Genomic DNA, 14,656 nt, shown 5'->3' with positions numbered 1-14,656 from the left:
CATGGTTTCGAACTGGTTGGATGCCGCACCGCGCCGCGTGCTGGCCCTCATCTCCGCGGCCTGCATCGCGATGCTCGCCTTCGGCATGTACCTGCAGCACGTGGTCGGCCTCGAGCCGTGCCCCATGTGCATCGTGCAGCGCTACGCGCTCATCGGCGTGGCGGTGTTCACGGGCCTGGGCAGCCTGCGCGGCGGCCGTGGCTGGTGGATGACCTGGGGCGTGCTGGCGCTGCTGCTGTCCGGATTCGGCGCCTTCGTGGCGGCGCGCCAGAGCTGGCTGCAGTGGTATCCGCCCGAGATCGCCACCTGCGGCCGCGACTTCTACGGGATGATCGAGAACTTCCCGATCAGCCGCGCCATTCCCATGATCTTCCGCGGCTCCGGCGATTGCGCCGCCATCGACTGGACCTTCCTGGGGGGCAGCATCGCCAACTGGTCGTTCGTCTGCTTCGTCGTGATGGCCCTGGTGCTTCTGGTGATGCTGCTCCGCGCCCCGCGCCCCGCCCGCGGCGGGTTTTCCGCGGCCTGAGCCTCAGGAGCGCTCTGCCGGGCACGGTCCGGGCGGAAAATACTGCACGGCCTGGCCATCGCGCCACGCCGGGGCCTTGTGCATCACCTGCTCGAAGAGCGCCCCACTTTCCCACGCCGCCAGCCACGCCTGCAGGCGTGGCCAGGGCCGGGCGTCCCAGTCCGTGCGGTCGATGCCCGCATATTGGCGCACGAACGGCATGAGCGCCACGTCGGACAGCGCAGCGCGGCTTCCGCACAGGTATGCACTGCGGGCCAGCCTGTCCTCCAGGCCTACGAGCCATGCCCGGGCCTGCGACTGCGCCGCCCCGGGTGGCAACTCCGGATGGCGTTCAGGGTACTTGCACCGGTCCAGCGCCTGCTTGAACGTGCCGTCGCAGGAGGCGATCAGCGCTTCCACCTCGTCCGGCTCGCCCGCCTGAAGCCAGCCCTCAGGGTCACGCTGCGCCAGTGCCCACCGCATGATGTCCAGGCTCTGCTCCAGCACCTGGCCGCCGGGCAGCACCAGAACGGGCACCGTGCCTTTGGGAGAAGCCGCCAGCAGCGCGGCCGGTTTGTCGCGCAACACCACTTCCCGCCATTCGCAGCGCAGTCCGCTGGCGGCGATCGCCATGCGGGCCCGGATGGCGTACGGGCACCGGCGGAAGCTGTAGAGCACCGGCAGGGATGCTTCGGCTTCCCCTGGCTCCGGTGCATGGTCTCGCGCAGCGGAGTCCGCGACCGGGCCGGCACGGGACGGCGCCGGCAGGCGGGCGCCCAGGTGCTCCGTGCCGCGCTGCCGGGCCAGGGCCATCTGCCGCTCCCGTTCGGCCAGCGCGCGTTCTTCTTCGGCGGGCCGCGTGCCGCGGCAGTGCGGGCACCGCACGCCCGGCAGGTAGTCGGGTGAGGCCAGATCCTGCGGGCCGAGCGGCATGCGGCAGGACCGGCACAGGTGCCGGTGCGTTCCGGGCACGAGGCCATGGGACACGGAGACCCGTTCGTCGAACACGAAGCAGTCGCCTTCCCAGCGGCTGCCTTCGGCGGGTACGTCTTCCAGGTATTGCAGGATGCCGCCTTCGAGGTGATAGACCTCGCCGAACCCCTGCATGCGCAGCAGCGCCGTGGATTTCTCGCAGCGGATGCCGCCGGTGCAGAACATCGCCACGCGCGGCTTGCCGGCCAGCAGGCCGCCGGGCGCGGTCTGCGCCTCCACCCAGGCGGGAAACTCGGTGAAGCTCCGGGTCTCCGGCCTCACCGCACGCGCGAAGCTGCCGATGGCGCTCTCGTAGCCGTTGCGCACGTCGATCACCACCACCTCGGGGTCATCGATGAGCGCGTTCCAGTCCCCGGGCTTCACATAGGTGCCGGCATCGCGGGCCGCATCCACGCCGGGAACGCCCAGGGTGACGATTTCGCGCTTGACCCGCACGCGCATGCGGTAGAAGGGCATGCGGTCGCCCCAGGCCTCCTTGTGCCGCAGGGCGGCCAGCGGCGGCTGGGCACGGAGCATGGCCAGCACCGCCCGCACTCCCTCCGCCTTGCCGGCAATGGTGCCGTTCACGCCTTCCGGGGCCAGCAGCAGCAGGCCGCGCACGCCATGGCGGTCGCATTCGGCCTGCAGGGGACCGCGCAGCGCATCGCAGTCGGGCAGCTTCGCGAAGTGGTAGAGGGCGGCGGTCAGGATCTGGGACATGGGCCGGGGATGATAAGCCGGGGGGCTACGGCGCCATGGCTGCAGACGGCGGAGGCTCCACCGGTGCGCCGCCCACGGCGCAGGCTTGCAGCAGCCATTCCCGGAAGGCCGTGAGCGCGGGGGACGCGGCGCGCGACCGCAGGCGCGTGAACCAGTAGGCCCCGAGCGCGATCTCGTGGCCGAAAGGCCGCACCAGCCGGCCCTGGCGCAATTCGCGCTCGAACAGGCGCGCGGGAAGCAGGGCCGCGCCCGCGCTCTGCGCCGCCGCTTCGGCCAGGGCCAGGGACGAGTCGAACACCGTACCCCGAACCACGGGGCAGGCCACGCCCGCGGCACCGAACCAGGCGGCCCATTCATCGGCGCGGTACGAGCGCAGCAGCGACTCCCGCGCCAAGTCGGCCGGCGCGCGCAGCCGGGCGGCGAGCGCGGGCGAGCACATGGGCGTCAGGGGCGCTTCCAGCAGGCGGTCCGATTCCGTGCCGTGCCAGGCGCCGTCGCCGAAACGGATCGCGCAGTCCAGCCCTTCGCCCGCAAGGTCCACCCGGTTGTTGTTGGTGAGCAGGCGCAGATCGACGAACGGACACTGCTGCTGGAATGCCTGCAGCCGCGGCAGCAGCCATCCCACGGCGAAGGTGCCCACGGCGCCCACGGTGAGCACTTCGCGCGGGCGTGTGTCGCTGCACTGCGCCAGCGCGCGCTCGATGCGGCCGAACGCGTCCGCCAGCGCCGGCAGCAGCGCCAGACCTTCATCGGTGAGCGCCAGCCCGCGCGGCAGCCTGCGGAACAGCGGCTTGCCCAGGCGCTCCTCGAGGTTGCGGATGTGCTGGCTCACCGCGGTCTGCGTCACGTGCAGCTCTTCCGCCGCGCGGGTGAGATTCAGGTGCCGCGCCGAGACTTCGAACGCCCGCAGGGCATTGAGCGGCAGGTGCATGGGTGCGAGGGTGAAGTTTTTCCGGGGGAAGATGCCAATTATTGTCGATGGTCACCGGCCGTGCGGACCGATATCGTTGCGGCCATTGTTCAACAACGGAGTGACGAAATGGCGGTGCCGAGAAGGACGTGGATGGTGGCGGCGGTGTGTGGGGCAGCAGCTCCGTGGATACCCGATGCATGGGCCGGGGGCAAGAAATCCATGGGCTCCGGTGCGGGAGCGTTCGCCCGCGCGGTGCAGGAAGTCGAAGCGTCGGTGGGAGGGCGCCTGGGTGTGGCGCTGCTCGACATGGCCACCGGGCGCCAGGACGCGCACCGGGGCGACGAGCGGTTTCCCCTGTGCAGCACCTTCAAACTGCTGCTCGCGGCGCACGTGCTGCGGCGCGTGGACCAGGGGCATGAACGGCTGGACCGCCGCATCAGCTACCGCAAATCCGACCTGGTGGAATATTCGCCTGCGACGGAGCGCCATGCGGACGGCGATGGTATGACCGTGGAGCAACTGTGCGAGGCGGCCGTCACGCTCAGCGACAACACGGCCGCCAACCTGCTGCTGGGCACGCAGGGCGGGCCGCTCGAACTCACGGCCTGGCTGCGGTCGCTGGGCGACACACAGACCCGGCTGGACCGCATGGAGCCGGCGCTCAACGACGTACCGCCCGGGGAGGTGCGCGACACCACCACGCCCCGTGCCATGGCCCGTACCGTGTGGGCCGTCACCCAGGGAGAGGCGCTTTCCGCCGCAGCGCGCGCGCGGATGCTCGCCTGGCTCGTGGGCAATCGCACGGGCGACCGGCGCCTGCGGGCCGGCATGCCGGAGGGCTGGCGCATCGGCGAAAAAACGGGCACCGGTCCGCGCGGGACCAGCAACGACGCCGGCCTGTTCTGGCCGCCGGACCGCGGAGCGGTGATGGTGAGCTGCTACCTGACGGGAAGCCCGGCGCCCGCGGAGCAGCGCGATGCCGCGATCGCCCGGGTCGGCACGCTGGCTGCACGCTGGGCCCTGGAGGGCGCAGCCCCCGCTGTCAGGGGCTGACCATCACCCCTGGGCTCAGAGCGTCTTGACCAGCACCTGGCTGCGGCGGTCCCAGTTGTATTTCTTCTTGCGGGCCTCGGGCAGCCAGTCCGGATCCACCGGCTGGAAGCCGCGCTTGATGAACCAGTGCATCGTGCGGGTGGTGAGCACGAACAGGCTCTTCAGGCCCATGGCGCGGGCGCGCTGCTCGATGCGCTTGAGCAGCTTTTCCCCGTCGCCCGTGCCCTGGCTCTGCGGCGACACCGTGACGGCGGCCATCTCGGCCGTGCCGGCTTCCGGATACGGGTAGAGCGCGGCGCAGCCGAAGATCACGCCGTCGTGCTCGATGATGGTGTAGTTGGCGACGTCGCGCTCGATCTCGGTGCGGTCGCGCTTGACCAGCGTGCCGTCCTTCTCGAACGGCTCGATGAGCTGCAGGATGCCGCCCACGTCGTCCGGCGTGGCCTCGCGCAGTTCCTCGAGCTTTTCGTCCACCACCATGGTGCCGATGCCGTCGTGCACGTAGATTTCCAGCAGCAGCGCGCCGTCCACCGCGAACGGAATGATGTGGCTGCGTTCCACGCCGTTCTGGCACGCCTTCACGCAGTGCTGCAGGTAGAACGCCGTGTCCGTCGGCTTCTGGCCCGGGGGCACGCGCGCCAGCATCTGCCGCGCCTGCGCCAGCGGCAGTTCGGTGTCGATGGGGTTGTCCTCGCTCTCGGGCTGGTCGGGGTCGGTGCGGATGCCCGGCACCTCGCAGACGAAGACAAGCTTGTCCGCCTTGAGCGCGATGGAGACGGACGTCGCTACTTCCTCCATCGTGAGATTGAAGGCCTCGCCGGTGGGTGAGAAGCCGAAAGGCGAGATCAGCACCAGCGCGTCCATCTCCAGCGACCGGCGGATGCCCGCCACGTCCACCTTGCGCACCAGTCCCGAATGCTTGAAGTCCACGCCGTCCACGATGCCCACGGGGCGCGCGGTGATGAAGTTGCCCGAGATCACGCGCACGGTGGAACCCGCCATGGGCGTGTTGGGCAGGCCCTGGCTGAACGCGGCCTCGATCTCGTAGCGCAGTTGCCCGGCCGCCTCCTGCGCGCAGTCCAGCGCCACCGAATCCGTGATGCGGATGCCGTGCGAATACCGCGCCGCATGCCCCTTGGCCGCCAATTGCTCGTTCACCTGGGGCCGGAAACCGTGCACCAGCACGATTTTCACCCCCATGGCCTGGATCATCGCCAGGTCCTGCGCGATCGCCTGCAGCTTGCCTGCCGCGATGGCCTCGCCCGTGAGCGCGATCACGAAGGTCTGGTGGCGGAACTTGTGGATGTAGGGCGCCACCGACCGGAACCAGGGCACGAAGGTGAAATTGAAGACAGCGGACATGGCGGGAAGATGAAGGGGCGGGGCCGGAAGCCTGCGCGGTCGGGCAGGCGGTGGTTGTCGGGAAGGCGGGCGCCGTGCGGTGCGCGCCGGATTATCGTCGCCAGCGCCCGGGGCTGAAAGGCGCGATGTCGATCTCCGGTGCGCAGCCGTCCAGCAGCTGCGCCACCACGCGGCCCGTGCGCGCCGACGAGCCCAGTCCGACATGGCCGTGCCCGTAGGCATGGACCACGTCCGCGCAGCCGGCCGCGGGGCCGATGCAGGGCAGGCCGTCGCTGGTGCTCGGGCGACGGCCCATCCAGAACCGGGCCCCACTTTCCAGCGCGGGGCGCGGCAGGGCGGGGTAGAGCGCGAACAGATGCTCCAGCAGGATGCGCGCGCGGCGCCAGTCCGGCGCGGCCTGCAGTCCGGCGATCTCCACCTGACCCGCCACGCGCAGGCCGTGTTCCATCTGGTGGACGATGAGCTTGCGGTCCATCACCATGGTGGAGGTGCGCGGTCCGGGAGGCGGAGCCTCGCCCGGCCGGGCACGCACGTCCAGCATCGCGTGGTATCCGCGTTCGGTGTCGAGCCACACCCGGTCGCCCGCGTCGCGGGCCAGGGGCCGGGAATAGGCGCCGGCCGCGATCACCGCAGCATCGCAGGGCACGTCGCCCGCGTCGGTCCGGACGGCGGCCAGGCGGCCCGATGCGATGCGCAGCCCGGTGGCACGTGCGGCGACGTGGCGCGCTCCCCGGGACTGGGCGTGCGCGGCCAGTGCCGCCAGATAGGCGCCCGGGTTCGCGCAGTGGCCCGCTTCGTCAACGCGCACGCCGAAGCCATACGCCGGGGCCAATTCGGGCTCCTGCGCACGCAGTTCGCCGGCTTCCAGTGTCCGGAAGGCGATCCCTTCCTCGCCGCGCAGGCGCCAGCCGAGCGCGTCGGCCTCGAAGTCCGCGCGCGAGCGATAGACGTGTAGCAGGCCCCGCTGCGCGACCAGATGGGGCACGCCGGCTTCACCCGCGAGCCGCGCGTGCAGTGCAGGCGCGTCCCGCAGCAGCTGGCGCAGCGCATGCGCGGTGCGGGCCACCCGGGCCGGCGTGCGCCCGGAGCGCAGGAAGCGCCAGAGCCAGGGCAGGGCGCGGGGCAGGTAGCCCCAGCGCACGGTGAGCGGGCCCTGCGGGTCCAGCAGATAGCCTGGCAGCTGTTTCCACATGCCCGGACTCGAGGGTGGAAGGATGGAATGCGACGACAGCCAGCCCGCGTTGCCGTAGCTCGTGGCTTCCGGCCCGCCGGACGCATGGGGATCGAGCAGCGTCACGGAGCGACCGGTGCGCAGGATTTCGATCGCGCACGCCGTGCCCACGATGCCTGCGCCGATCACGGCGACATGGCGCCGCCGGTCGGCCTGGGCCGGCACCGGGGATGCAGGTGAAGAGCTGGAAAGATCAGGGGGAAGGGGGACGGGCATCGCAGCGCGGCATGGAACCGGTGGGCGTCCCGGTGCGGCCATTGTCCACGGAATCGGTGCGGCGCCGCCGCCGCGCAAGGGCGGGGCGGCGGCGCACGGGGCTTCAGCCGTCCCAGCCGCGGCGCAGCGCTTGCTGCAATGCCATGCGGTCGGCGCGGCGCTGCGCGCCCTGGCTGCGGATGTGGCGTCCCCCGCCGCCTCCCAGGCTGCGCGCCGCAAGGGCGCGCGCGAGGGGGTTGCGGGGCGGCGCGCTGGCCTCGACATGCAGCGCGACCGGCTGCTTCATGCGGCGCAGTGCCTTCACCCGGCCTGCCTCGTAGGCGCGGGAGCGTTTCTGTGCACTCATGCGTGCGGTTCCTCAAAACGAAAAAGCCCCGGCTGGATGGCCGGGGCTTCGCGTGCCTGCCACTCCATGGGAGGGCAGCGCGGCCTCGTGCCGGACGGTGTGTGGAACGGAACACACGGTCCAGCCGGGGCGTGGAGAACCGTGGTCAGTCGATGCGGTGGAACGAAAGGGTCATGGGAAAGCTCCTGTCCTGTGGGGTGCCGCGGCAAGGTTGCTCGTTGCCGTGGCGAAATGGGGCGGATGCGTGTGTCGGCGCCGGCCGGGGCAGGCCGGCGCGAACGACGCGGCGGATTTTCACCGGTGCCGCCGCGTGCACGCAAGGCTGCGGATGGCCTGCGTTGCACCACGCCAACGGATCGTTCGGATAATGCGGGTCTCTATGACAGGTTCCGCGCCCCCGAAATCCCCCATCCCCCAGCCCGCACCGTCCGCAATGCCCCGACAGGCGGCCTCGCCAGCGCCGCTGCGCATCGACTTCCCGCCCGGCCTGCCGGTTTCGGGCAAGCGCGAAGAGATCATGGCCGCGATGCAGGCCCACCAGGTCATCATCGTCTGCGGCGAGACCGGCTCGGGCAAGACCACCCAGCTGCCCAAGATCGCGCTGGCGCTCGGCCGCGGCAGGTGCAATGCCAGGCCGGGCGAGAAGGGGCGCCTGATCGGCCACACGCAGCCGCGCCGGATCGCGGCCAGCAGCGTCGCCAAACGCATCGCCGAAGAGCTGCAGACGCCGCTGGGCGACGTGGTGGGTTACAAGGTGCGCTTCCAGGACCGCCTGTCGCGCGATGCCTCCGTCAAGCTGATGACGGACGGCATCCTGCTGGCCGAGACGCAGACCGACCCGCTGCTGACGGCCTACGACACCATCATCATCGACGAGGCGCACGAACGCAGCCTGAACATCGACTTCCTGCTGGGCTACCTGCGCCAGATCCTGCCGCGCCGGCCCGACCTGAAAATCGTGGTCACCTCGGCCACCATCGACGCCGAGCGGTTCGCGAAGCACTTCGAGTCGGCGAAGGGGCCTGCTCCCGTCATCTACGTATCCGGCCGCACCTTCCCGGTGGAGCAGCGGTACCGGCCTTTCGAGGAAAGCCGCGACTACGGCTTGAACGAGGCCATCGCCGACGGCGTGGACGAACTCTGGGCCGGCAACGCGGCGGGCGACATCCTCGTCTTCCTGCCGGGCGAGCGCGAGATCCGCGAGGCCGCCGATCACCTGCGCAAGCACCTGGCGCACCAGCCGGTGATGCGCGGCGCCGAGGTGCTGCCGCTGTTCGCGCGCCTCTCGCAGGCCGAGCAGGACCGCATCTTCGAAGGCCATACGGGCCGCCGCATCGTGCTGGCCACCAACGTGGCCGAGACATCGCTCACGGTGCCGGGCATCCGTTATGTGATCGACGCCGGCACCGCGCGCGTGAAGCGCTACAGCTTCCGCAGCAAGGTCGAGCAACTGCTGATCGAACCCGTGAGCCAGGCGGCGGCCAACCAGCGGGCAGGCCGCTGCGGCCGCGTGGCCAACGGCATCTGCATCCGGCTCTACGACGAACCCGACTTCAACAGCCGGCCGCGCTTCACCGACCCTGAAATCCTGCGCTCCTCGCTGGCGGGCGTGATCCTGCGCATGAAGTCGCTGCACCTGGGCGACGTGGCCCAGTTCCCGTTCATCGAGGCGCCCTCGGGCCGCGCGATCGCCGACGGCTACCAGCTGCTGGCCGAACTGGGCGCGGTGGACGATGCCAATGAACTCACGCCCATGGGCGTGGAACTCTCGCGATTGCCGCTCGACCCGCGCGTGGGCCGCATGATCCTCGAGGCGCGCGACCGCCAGGCGCTGGACGAAGTTCTGGTGATCGCCTCGGCCCTGTCGGTGCAGGACGTGCGGGACCGGCCGCTCGAGGCCCAGCAGCAGGCCGACCAGGCCCATGCCAAGTTCGACGACGAGAAAAGCGAGTTCAGCGGCTACCTCAAGCTCTGGAAGTGGATCAACGAAGCCCGCGGCGGCGTGCCGAGCCTGCCCTCCGCACGCGCGCAGCGCGATGCCGCGCGCAAGGGCGCGCCTTCGCAGGCCGTGCTGCCGGTGGCCCAGCGCCAGACGCGCGGCAGTGCCGACGCGGCCGCGCCCGCAGCGGCCGCCGCGGCGTCCGTGCCGGCCCCCGCGCCCACCCACAAACTGAGCAACCGGCAATACGAATCGCTGCTGCGCCAGAACTTCATCAGCGTGCGGCGGCTGCGCGAATGGCGCGACATCCACACGCAACTGCTCACCGTGGTCACCGAGCACCGCTGGCGCATCAATCCGCAGCCGGCCAGCTACGAGCAGATCCACCGCTCCATGCTCGCCGGCCTGCTGGGCAACATCGGCGTGAAGGGCGAGGAGGAGGACTGGTACCTCGGCGCGCGCGGCATCAAGTTCTACAAGCATCCCGGGGCGAACCTGTCGAAGAAACCGGGGCGCTGGATCGTGGCCGCGGAACTGGTCGAGACCACGCGCCTCTTCGGGCGCGGCATCGCGGCCATCGAGCCGCAATGGATCGAGGAAATGGGCGGCCACCTGCTCAAGAAGCAGATGCTGGACCCGCACTGGGAGCGCAAGGCCGCGCAGGTGACGGCGCTGGAGCGCGCCACGCTCTACGGCATCGTCATCTACAACAACCGGCGCGTGAACTTCGGCAAGGTGGACCCGCGCACCGCCCGCGAGATCTTCCTGCGCGAGGCGCTGGTGGGCGACCAGTGGCCGCAGGACTGGGAGCGGCGCCTGCCGTTCCTGCCCGCCAACCGCAAGCTCATCGCGAAGGTGGAGGAACTGGAGCACAAGTCGCGCCGCCAGGACGTGCTGGTGGACGAGGAGCTCATCTATGCCTTCTACGACCAGCAGGTACCCGCCGACATCTGCACCGGCGCTGACTTCGAATCCTGGTACCGCGAGGCCAGCCGCGCGAAACCGGACCTTCTCAAGCTCACGCGCGACGAACTGATGCGGCACGAGGCCGCCGGCATCACCGCCAGCGCCTTCCCGCGCGTGGTGCGGCTGGGCGGCGTGGACTGCGCGGCCACCTACCTGCACGAGCCCGGCGATCCGCGGGATGGCGTCACCGTGACGGTACCGCTCTTCGTGCTCAACCAGGTCAGCGAAGAGCGCTGCGAATGGCTGGTGCCGGGAATGCTCAAGGACAAGATCCAGGCGCTGCTCAAGAGCCTGCCGCAGCGCCCGCGCAGCCGTTTCGTGCCGTTGCCGGACAATGCCGCGCGCCTGGCCGAGCTGCTCGGCACGCCCGAGCGCTTCGGGCAGGGCAGCCTCGTGGACGTGCTGCTCAAGCAGGTGCGCGACGAGACTTCGCTGGACGTGAAGCGCGCCGACTTCAAGCTCGACATGCTCAGCCCGCACCTGTTCATGAACTTCCGGGTGGTCCACGAGGACGGCCGGCAACTGGGCCAGGGGCGCAATCTGGGCGCGCTCAAGGCCGAATGGGGCGCCAAGGCCCGGGGCGCGTTCCAGGCCCTGGCGGGGCTCAAGCTCGGGGGCACCGCCACGGAAGCCGAGCGCAACGCGGCGCCTGCCGAGGCAGCCCCCGGCGCCCGGCCCGGCCAAGGCGCCGCGCACGGCAGGCCCGCGGACAGCCGTGCGGCTTCCGCTGCCGGCAAACCGGCCGGTGCCGGCCCGGCGGCCGCTCCGGCACCGGCGGCCGTGCCGGCGGGCCAGCGCTACACGGCCTGGTCCTTCGGCGAACTGCCCGAGCTGATGGAAATCCGCAAGGGTGGGCAGACGCTCATCGGTTTCCCGGCGCTCATCGATGGCGGCGATGCCGTGACCATCGAAGTGTTCGACGAACCCGGTGTGGCCGCGGCGCGCCACCGCGCGGGCCTGCGCCGGCTGTTCGCGCTGCAGATCAAGGATGCGCTCAAGTACCTGGAGAAAAACATTCCGGACCTGCAGAAGATGGCAGTGGCCTACATGCCGCTGGGTACGCAGGAGGAATTGCGCGCGCAGATCATCGATGTGGCACTGGACCGCGCCTTCCTGGTCGATCCCCTGCCAACGACCGAGGCAGACTTCCAGCGCCGCGTGCAGGAAGGCCGCGGCCGGCTCACGCTGATCGCCAACGAAGTCGCGCGGCTGGCCGGCGCGATCCTGCTCGAATACGCCGCGGCGGCACGCAAGATCAAGGACACGAAAGGTGCGCCCGAGGCCACGCAGGACGCACAGCAGCAACTGCAAAGGCTCATTCCGAAGAACTTCCTGGCGGTGGCGCCCTGGTCGCAGCTCGCGCACTTCCCGCGCTACCTGAAGGCCATCACCCTGCGCCTGGACAAGGTGCGCGCCGATGCGGCACGCGACGCCACGCGGCTCGCGGAGCTGCGCCCCCAGGAGCAGCGCTACTGGCGGCTGGTGGCCGAGCGCAAGGGCCAGGTGGATGCGCGCATGCAGGAGTTTCGCTGGCTGCTGGAGGAACTGCGGGTGAGCTTCTTCGCGCAGGAACTCCGCACGCCGCAGCCCGTGAGCGTGAAGCGCCTGGACAAGCTCTGGGCGCAGATCAACAGCTGACGCGGCGGGCAACGGCGGCGGCCGAGGGCCGCCTGCTGCAGATCATTGCAGCACGGCTTCCGCCGCGGCCCAGCGCTCCAGTTCCGCCCGCACATCGGCCATGCGGCCGGAGATCACGAAGCGTTCCGGCGTACCCGCCTGCCGGCGCTGCACCACCCGCACCGCGCCCGGTACCCGCGCCGCGCAGGTGCGCTGGCTGCCGGCCGGCGTGCGCGCGGGGCGCTCCACCGTGGTCGAGTGCAGTGCGGCGGAGGCATCTGCGGGCAGTGCCACGGATGCGGCAGCACCGGCCTCTGCGCTGCCATGGGCCGTAGCGGCTGGCGGGCAGTCGCAGGGGTGGTGGTTGGCGGTGGACGTGTCGGATGCCCCGCGACCGTGGGCTGGACAGTCCGGCCAGCGCGACCGTGCGGCGAGGCGGCCGGACGCATTCCCCGAGGAAGTACCCCGCAGCCAGCGGACGAGGCCGTGCAGCGGCTGCAGGCAGGACGAGAGGGTGGCGAAATCGAGCAAAGCCTTTGCCATGGAAAAACTCCAGCGGTCAGAATGGGTTGAACACTGGCAGGATTGGCTTTAGACGGGCAGGGCGATGCCGCAGGGTTGACCATCCACACGAAGAGGAAAGCCAGACGCCCGCCACCTGGGCAACGCCAAACGGGAAAACAGGGCGCGAACCGCGTTCCGGCGCCATGCGCCGGGCGGCCCGCGGCCGGCTACATCAGCATGGTGTTGCGGATGAGGCCCACGGCCAGCCCTTCGATCTCGAACGATTCGCCGGGCTGCACGGTGATGATGGGATAGTCGGGGTTCTCGGGCAGCAGTTCGATGGCGCCCGCGGTGCGCCGCAGCCGCTTGACGGTAACTTCGTCACCCAGGCGGGCGACGATGATCTGGCCGTTGCGCGCCTCCCGGGTGGACTGCACGGCGAGCAGGTCGCCATCCATGATGCCGGCATCGCGCATGGACATGCCCCGGACCTTGAGCAGATAGTCGGGCTTGTGCTGGAAGAGGCTGCCTTCCACGCTGTAGGTCTGGTCCACGTGTTCCTCTGCGAGAATCGGTGAGCCTGCGGCGACACGGCCGATGAGCGGCAGCATGAGCTGCGAGATGCCGGGAATGGGCAGGTGGAACTGGGTGCCGCGGGCCGCATTGATGGACCGCACGGCCTCGCCGCGCAGCCGGATGCCACGCGACGTGCCGCTCACCAGCTCGATGACGCCCTTGCGTGCCAGTGCCTGCAGGTGCTCTTCGGCCGCATTGGCGGACTTGAAGCCGAACTCCGCGGCGATTTCCGCCCGGGTGGGGGGCGCGCCGGTGCGTGCAATGGCGGTCTGGATGAGATCCAGAATCTGCTGTTGGCGGGCAGTGAGCTTGGGGCTGTCGAGCATGCGGGGCACTCCAGTGAAGGAAGATCGCGCCGGACGGGCGCTGGGCGGATCGGTTCACCTGTGGATCGATCCAGTCACTGTATTTTTAAACAGTTTGCAAAGGCAATGCAAGTGGTTGCAGGAAAAATCCTGGTGCTGGGCACCGGCGGAACCATCGCCGGTACGGCCGGAAACGCGAAAGACAACATCGGCTACACCGCCGCGCAGCTCGGCATCGACCAGTTGCTGGCAGCGGTGCCCGGCCTGGAGCGCGCCGCCGGCGGCGCGCGGCTGGAAGCCGAACAGGTCGCGCAGATCGACAGCAAGGACATGGACGGGGCCGTATGGCGTGTGCTGGCCCTGCGGTGCGCCGAAGCGCTGGCCGATCCCGAAATGCGGGCCCTCGTGGTCACGCATGGCACCGACACGCTCGAGGAAACCGCATGGTTCCTCCACCGTGTGCTGGCGGGCGCGCGGGACAAGCCCGTGGTGCTCGTCTCGGCCATGCGTCCGGCCACCGCGCTGGCGCCCGACGGCCCGCAGAACCTGCTCGACGCCGTCTCCGTGGCCGCCACGCCGGGCGCGCGCGGGGTCGTGGCCGTGGCCGCCGGGGAAGTGCACGGGGCGCAGCGGGTACAGAAGGTGCATCCTTACCGGCTGAATGCCTTCGCGTCCGGCGAGGCGGGGCCTCTGGGCTGGATGGAGGAGGGCCGCGTGCGGCTCGCCGCCGGCTGGCCCGCGCCGGACTGTTCGGCCGAGGCTGACGCCGCGCTGAAGGCGCTGCGCAGCGGTGCGGAGTGGCCGCGCGTCGAGGTCGTGATGTCGCACGCGGGCGCGACCGGACGCTTGGTGGATCTGCTGGTGGCCGACGGGGTGCACGGCCTGGCCGTGGCCGCCACCGGCAACGGCACGCTGCACCACCATCTGCAGGCCGCGCTGGAGCGGGCACAGGCCGCTGGCGTGGCCGTGCGGGTGGCCACGCGGTGTTCCCTGGGCCAGCTGCTGCCCCGTCCTGGCGACACGCTGCCCGTCGCGCAGGGGCTGAGCGTGGTGAAGACGCGGGTGGAACTGCTGCTGGAGCGGCTGGCGCAGCCCCAGGCCTAGGTGTTGAGTCTCACGAGGTTGTTCACACCCGGAATGCGTGTGATGGGAGGCTGATGGCCGAGCGCGGAGTGTGGCCGGCACCAGTTGTAGCCGTCAATGAAGGGCTGCAGGGCAGCCGTGCGTTGGGCTGAGCTTTCGTAGGGTCTGGCATAGGCCCACTCCCGCAGGCTGGTCTGTACGAATCGCTCGGCCTTGCCGTTGGTCTTGGGCGTATAGGGCCGCGTGCGGATGTGGCGGATGCCCAATTCCTCGCAGGCCGCGCGGAAGGCGTTTTTGTAGCCAGAGCCGTTGTCGGTCATGACGCGCTCGATGCGTACGCCGATG

12 protein-coding genes are annotated in these 14,656 nt (G+C 70.4%); 4 read left to right on the top strand and 8 right to left on the bottom strand.

Translation table 11 applies throughout. From position 1 onward, the window contains the following. Window position 1: 1 nt before the first annotated feature. Window positions 2-529, top strand: coding sequence for a disulfide bond formation protein B (locus tag BLR99_RS16095; protein ID WP_011795648.1), 528 nt, complete (start codon window positions 2-4; stop codon window positions 527-529). Window positions 530-532: 3 nt separating this feature from the next. Here the strand turns inward: BLR99_RS16095 and trhO are convergent, their stop codons facing one another. Together trhO and BLR99_RS16085 are read right to left on the bottom strand one after the other, a co-directional pair. Beyond that, window positions 533-2,200 carry an oxygen-dependent tRNA uridine(34) hydroxylase TrhO gene (gene trhO, locus BLR99_RS23780; RefSeq protein ID WP_011795649.1) on the bottom strand — a complete coding sequence of 556 codons (1,668 nt, stop codon included), beginning with the start codon at window positions 2,198-2,200 and terminating at the stop codon, window positions 533-535. 25 nt (window positions 2,201-2,225) lie between these two features. Further along, window positions 2,226-3,131 carry a LysR family transcriptional regulator gene (locus tag BLR99_RS16085; RefSeq protein ID WP_011795650.1) on the bottom strand — a complete coding sequence of 302 codons (906 nt, stop codon included), beginning with the start codon at window positions 3,129-3,131 and terminating at the stop codon, window positions 2,226-2,228. Window positions 3,132-3,245: 114 nt separating this feature from the next. Between BLR99_RS16085 and bla the strand changes: the two genes are divergently transcribed. After that, window positions 3,246-4,166 carry a class A beta-lactamase gene (bla, locus tag BLR99_RS16080; RefSeq protein ID WP_046059608.1) on the top strand — a complete coding sequence of 307 codons (921 nt, stop codon included), beginning with the start codon at window positions 3,246-3,248 and terminating at the stop codon, window positions 4,164-4,166. Window positions 4,167-4,181: 15 nt separating this feature from the next. On the opposite strand, the gene argA is transcribed toward bla, so the two are convergent. The 3 genes from argA to BLR99_RS16065 form a co-directional block, all read right to left on the bottom strand. Beyond that, on the bottom strand, window positions 4,182-5,528 hold the full coding sequence (argA, locus tag BLR99_RS16075; RefSeq protein WP_011795652.1) for an amino-acid N-acetyltransferase: 1,347 nt from the start codon (window positions 5,526-5,528) through the stop codon (window positions 4,182-4,184). Window positions 5,529-5,619: 91 nt separating this feature from the next. Then, window positions 5,620-6,924 (bottom strand): NAD(P)/FAD-dependent oxidoreductase, encoded by a 1,305-nt coding sequence (locus BLR99_RS16070; RefSeq protein WP_011795653.1) that lies wholly within the window; start codon window positions 6,922-6,924, stop codon window positions 5,620-5,622. Window positions 6,925-7,078: 154 nt separating this feature from the next. Beyond that, complete coding sequence (locus tag BLR99_RS16065; protein WP_074687367.1) at window positions 7,079-7,321, bottom strand: hypothetical protein; 243 nt, start codon at window positions 7,319-7,321, stop codon at window positions 7,079-7,081. Window positions 7,322-7,754: 433 nt separating this feature from the next. Here BLR99_RS16065 and hrpA point away from each other — a divergent pair, with 433 nt between their 5' ends. Beyond that, a complete protein-coding gene (hrpA, locus tag BLR99_RS16060) occupies window positions 7,755-11,864 on the top strand; it encodes an ATP-dependent RNA helicase HrpA (protein ID WP_074687366.1) in 4,110 nt (1,369 codons plus the stop codon). Window positions 11,865-11,906: 42 nt separating this feature from the next. Here the strand turns inward: hrpA and BLR99_RS23505 are convergent, their stop codons facing one another. Next, a complete protein-coding gene (locus tag BLR99_RS23505) occupies window positions 11,907-12,386 on the bottom strand; it encodes a hypothetical protein (protein ID WP_011795656.1) in 480 nt (159 codons plus the stop codon). 188 nt (window positions 12,387-12,574) lie between these two features. Then, window positions 12,575-13,249, bottom strand: a complete 675-nt coding sequence (gene lexA / locus BLR99_RS16050) for a transcriptional repressor LexA (RefSeq protein ID WP_011795657.1) — start codon at window positions 13,247-13,249, stop codon at window positions 12,575-12,577. A 105-nt stretch (window positions 13,250-13,354) separates the two neighbouring features. Between lexA and BLR99_RS16045 the strand changes: the two genes are divergently transcribed. After that, complete coding sequence (locus BLR99_RS16045; RefSeq protein ID WP_011795658.1) at window positions 13,355-14,332, top strand: asparaginase; 978 nt, start codon at window positions 13,355-13,357, stop codon at window positions 14,330-14,332. On the opposite strand, the gene BLR99_RS16040 is transcribed toward BLR99_RS16045, so the two are convergent. Beyond that, the coding region (locus BLR99_RS16040) for an integrase core domain-containing protein (RefSeq protein WP_139160168.1) at window positions 14,329-14,656 on the bottom strand (328 nt) is incomplete at its 5' end. The genes BLR99_RS16045 and BLR99_RS16040 overlap by 4 nt on opposite strands.

The organism is Paracidovorax citrulli (genome assembly GCF_900100305.1).
Classification (GTDB): Bacteria; Pseudomonadota; Gammaproteobacteria; order Burkholderiales; family Burkholderiaceae_C; genus Paracidovorax; species Paracidovorax citrulli.
The sequence above is the reverse complement of the archived record's forward strand: the minus strand, read 5'-3'. Positions and strand labels throughout refer to the sequence as shown.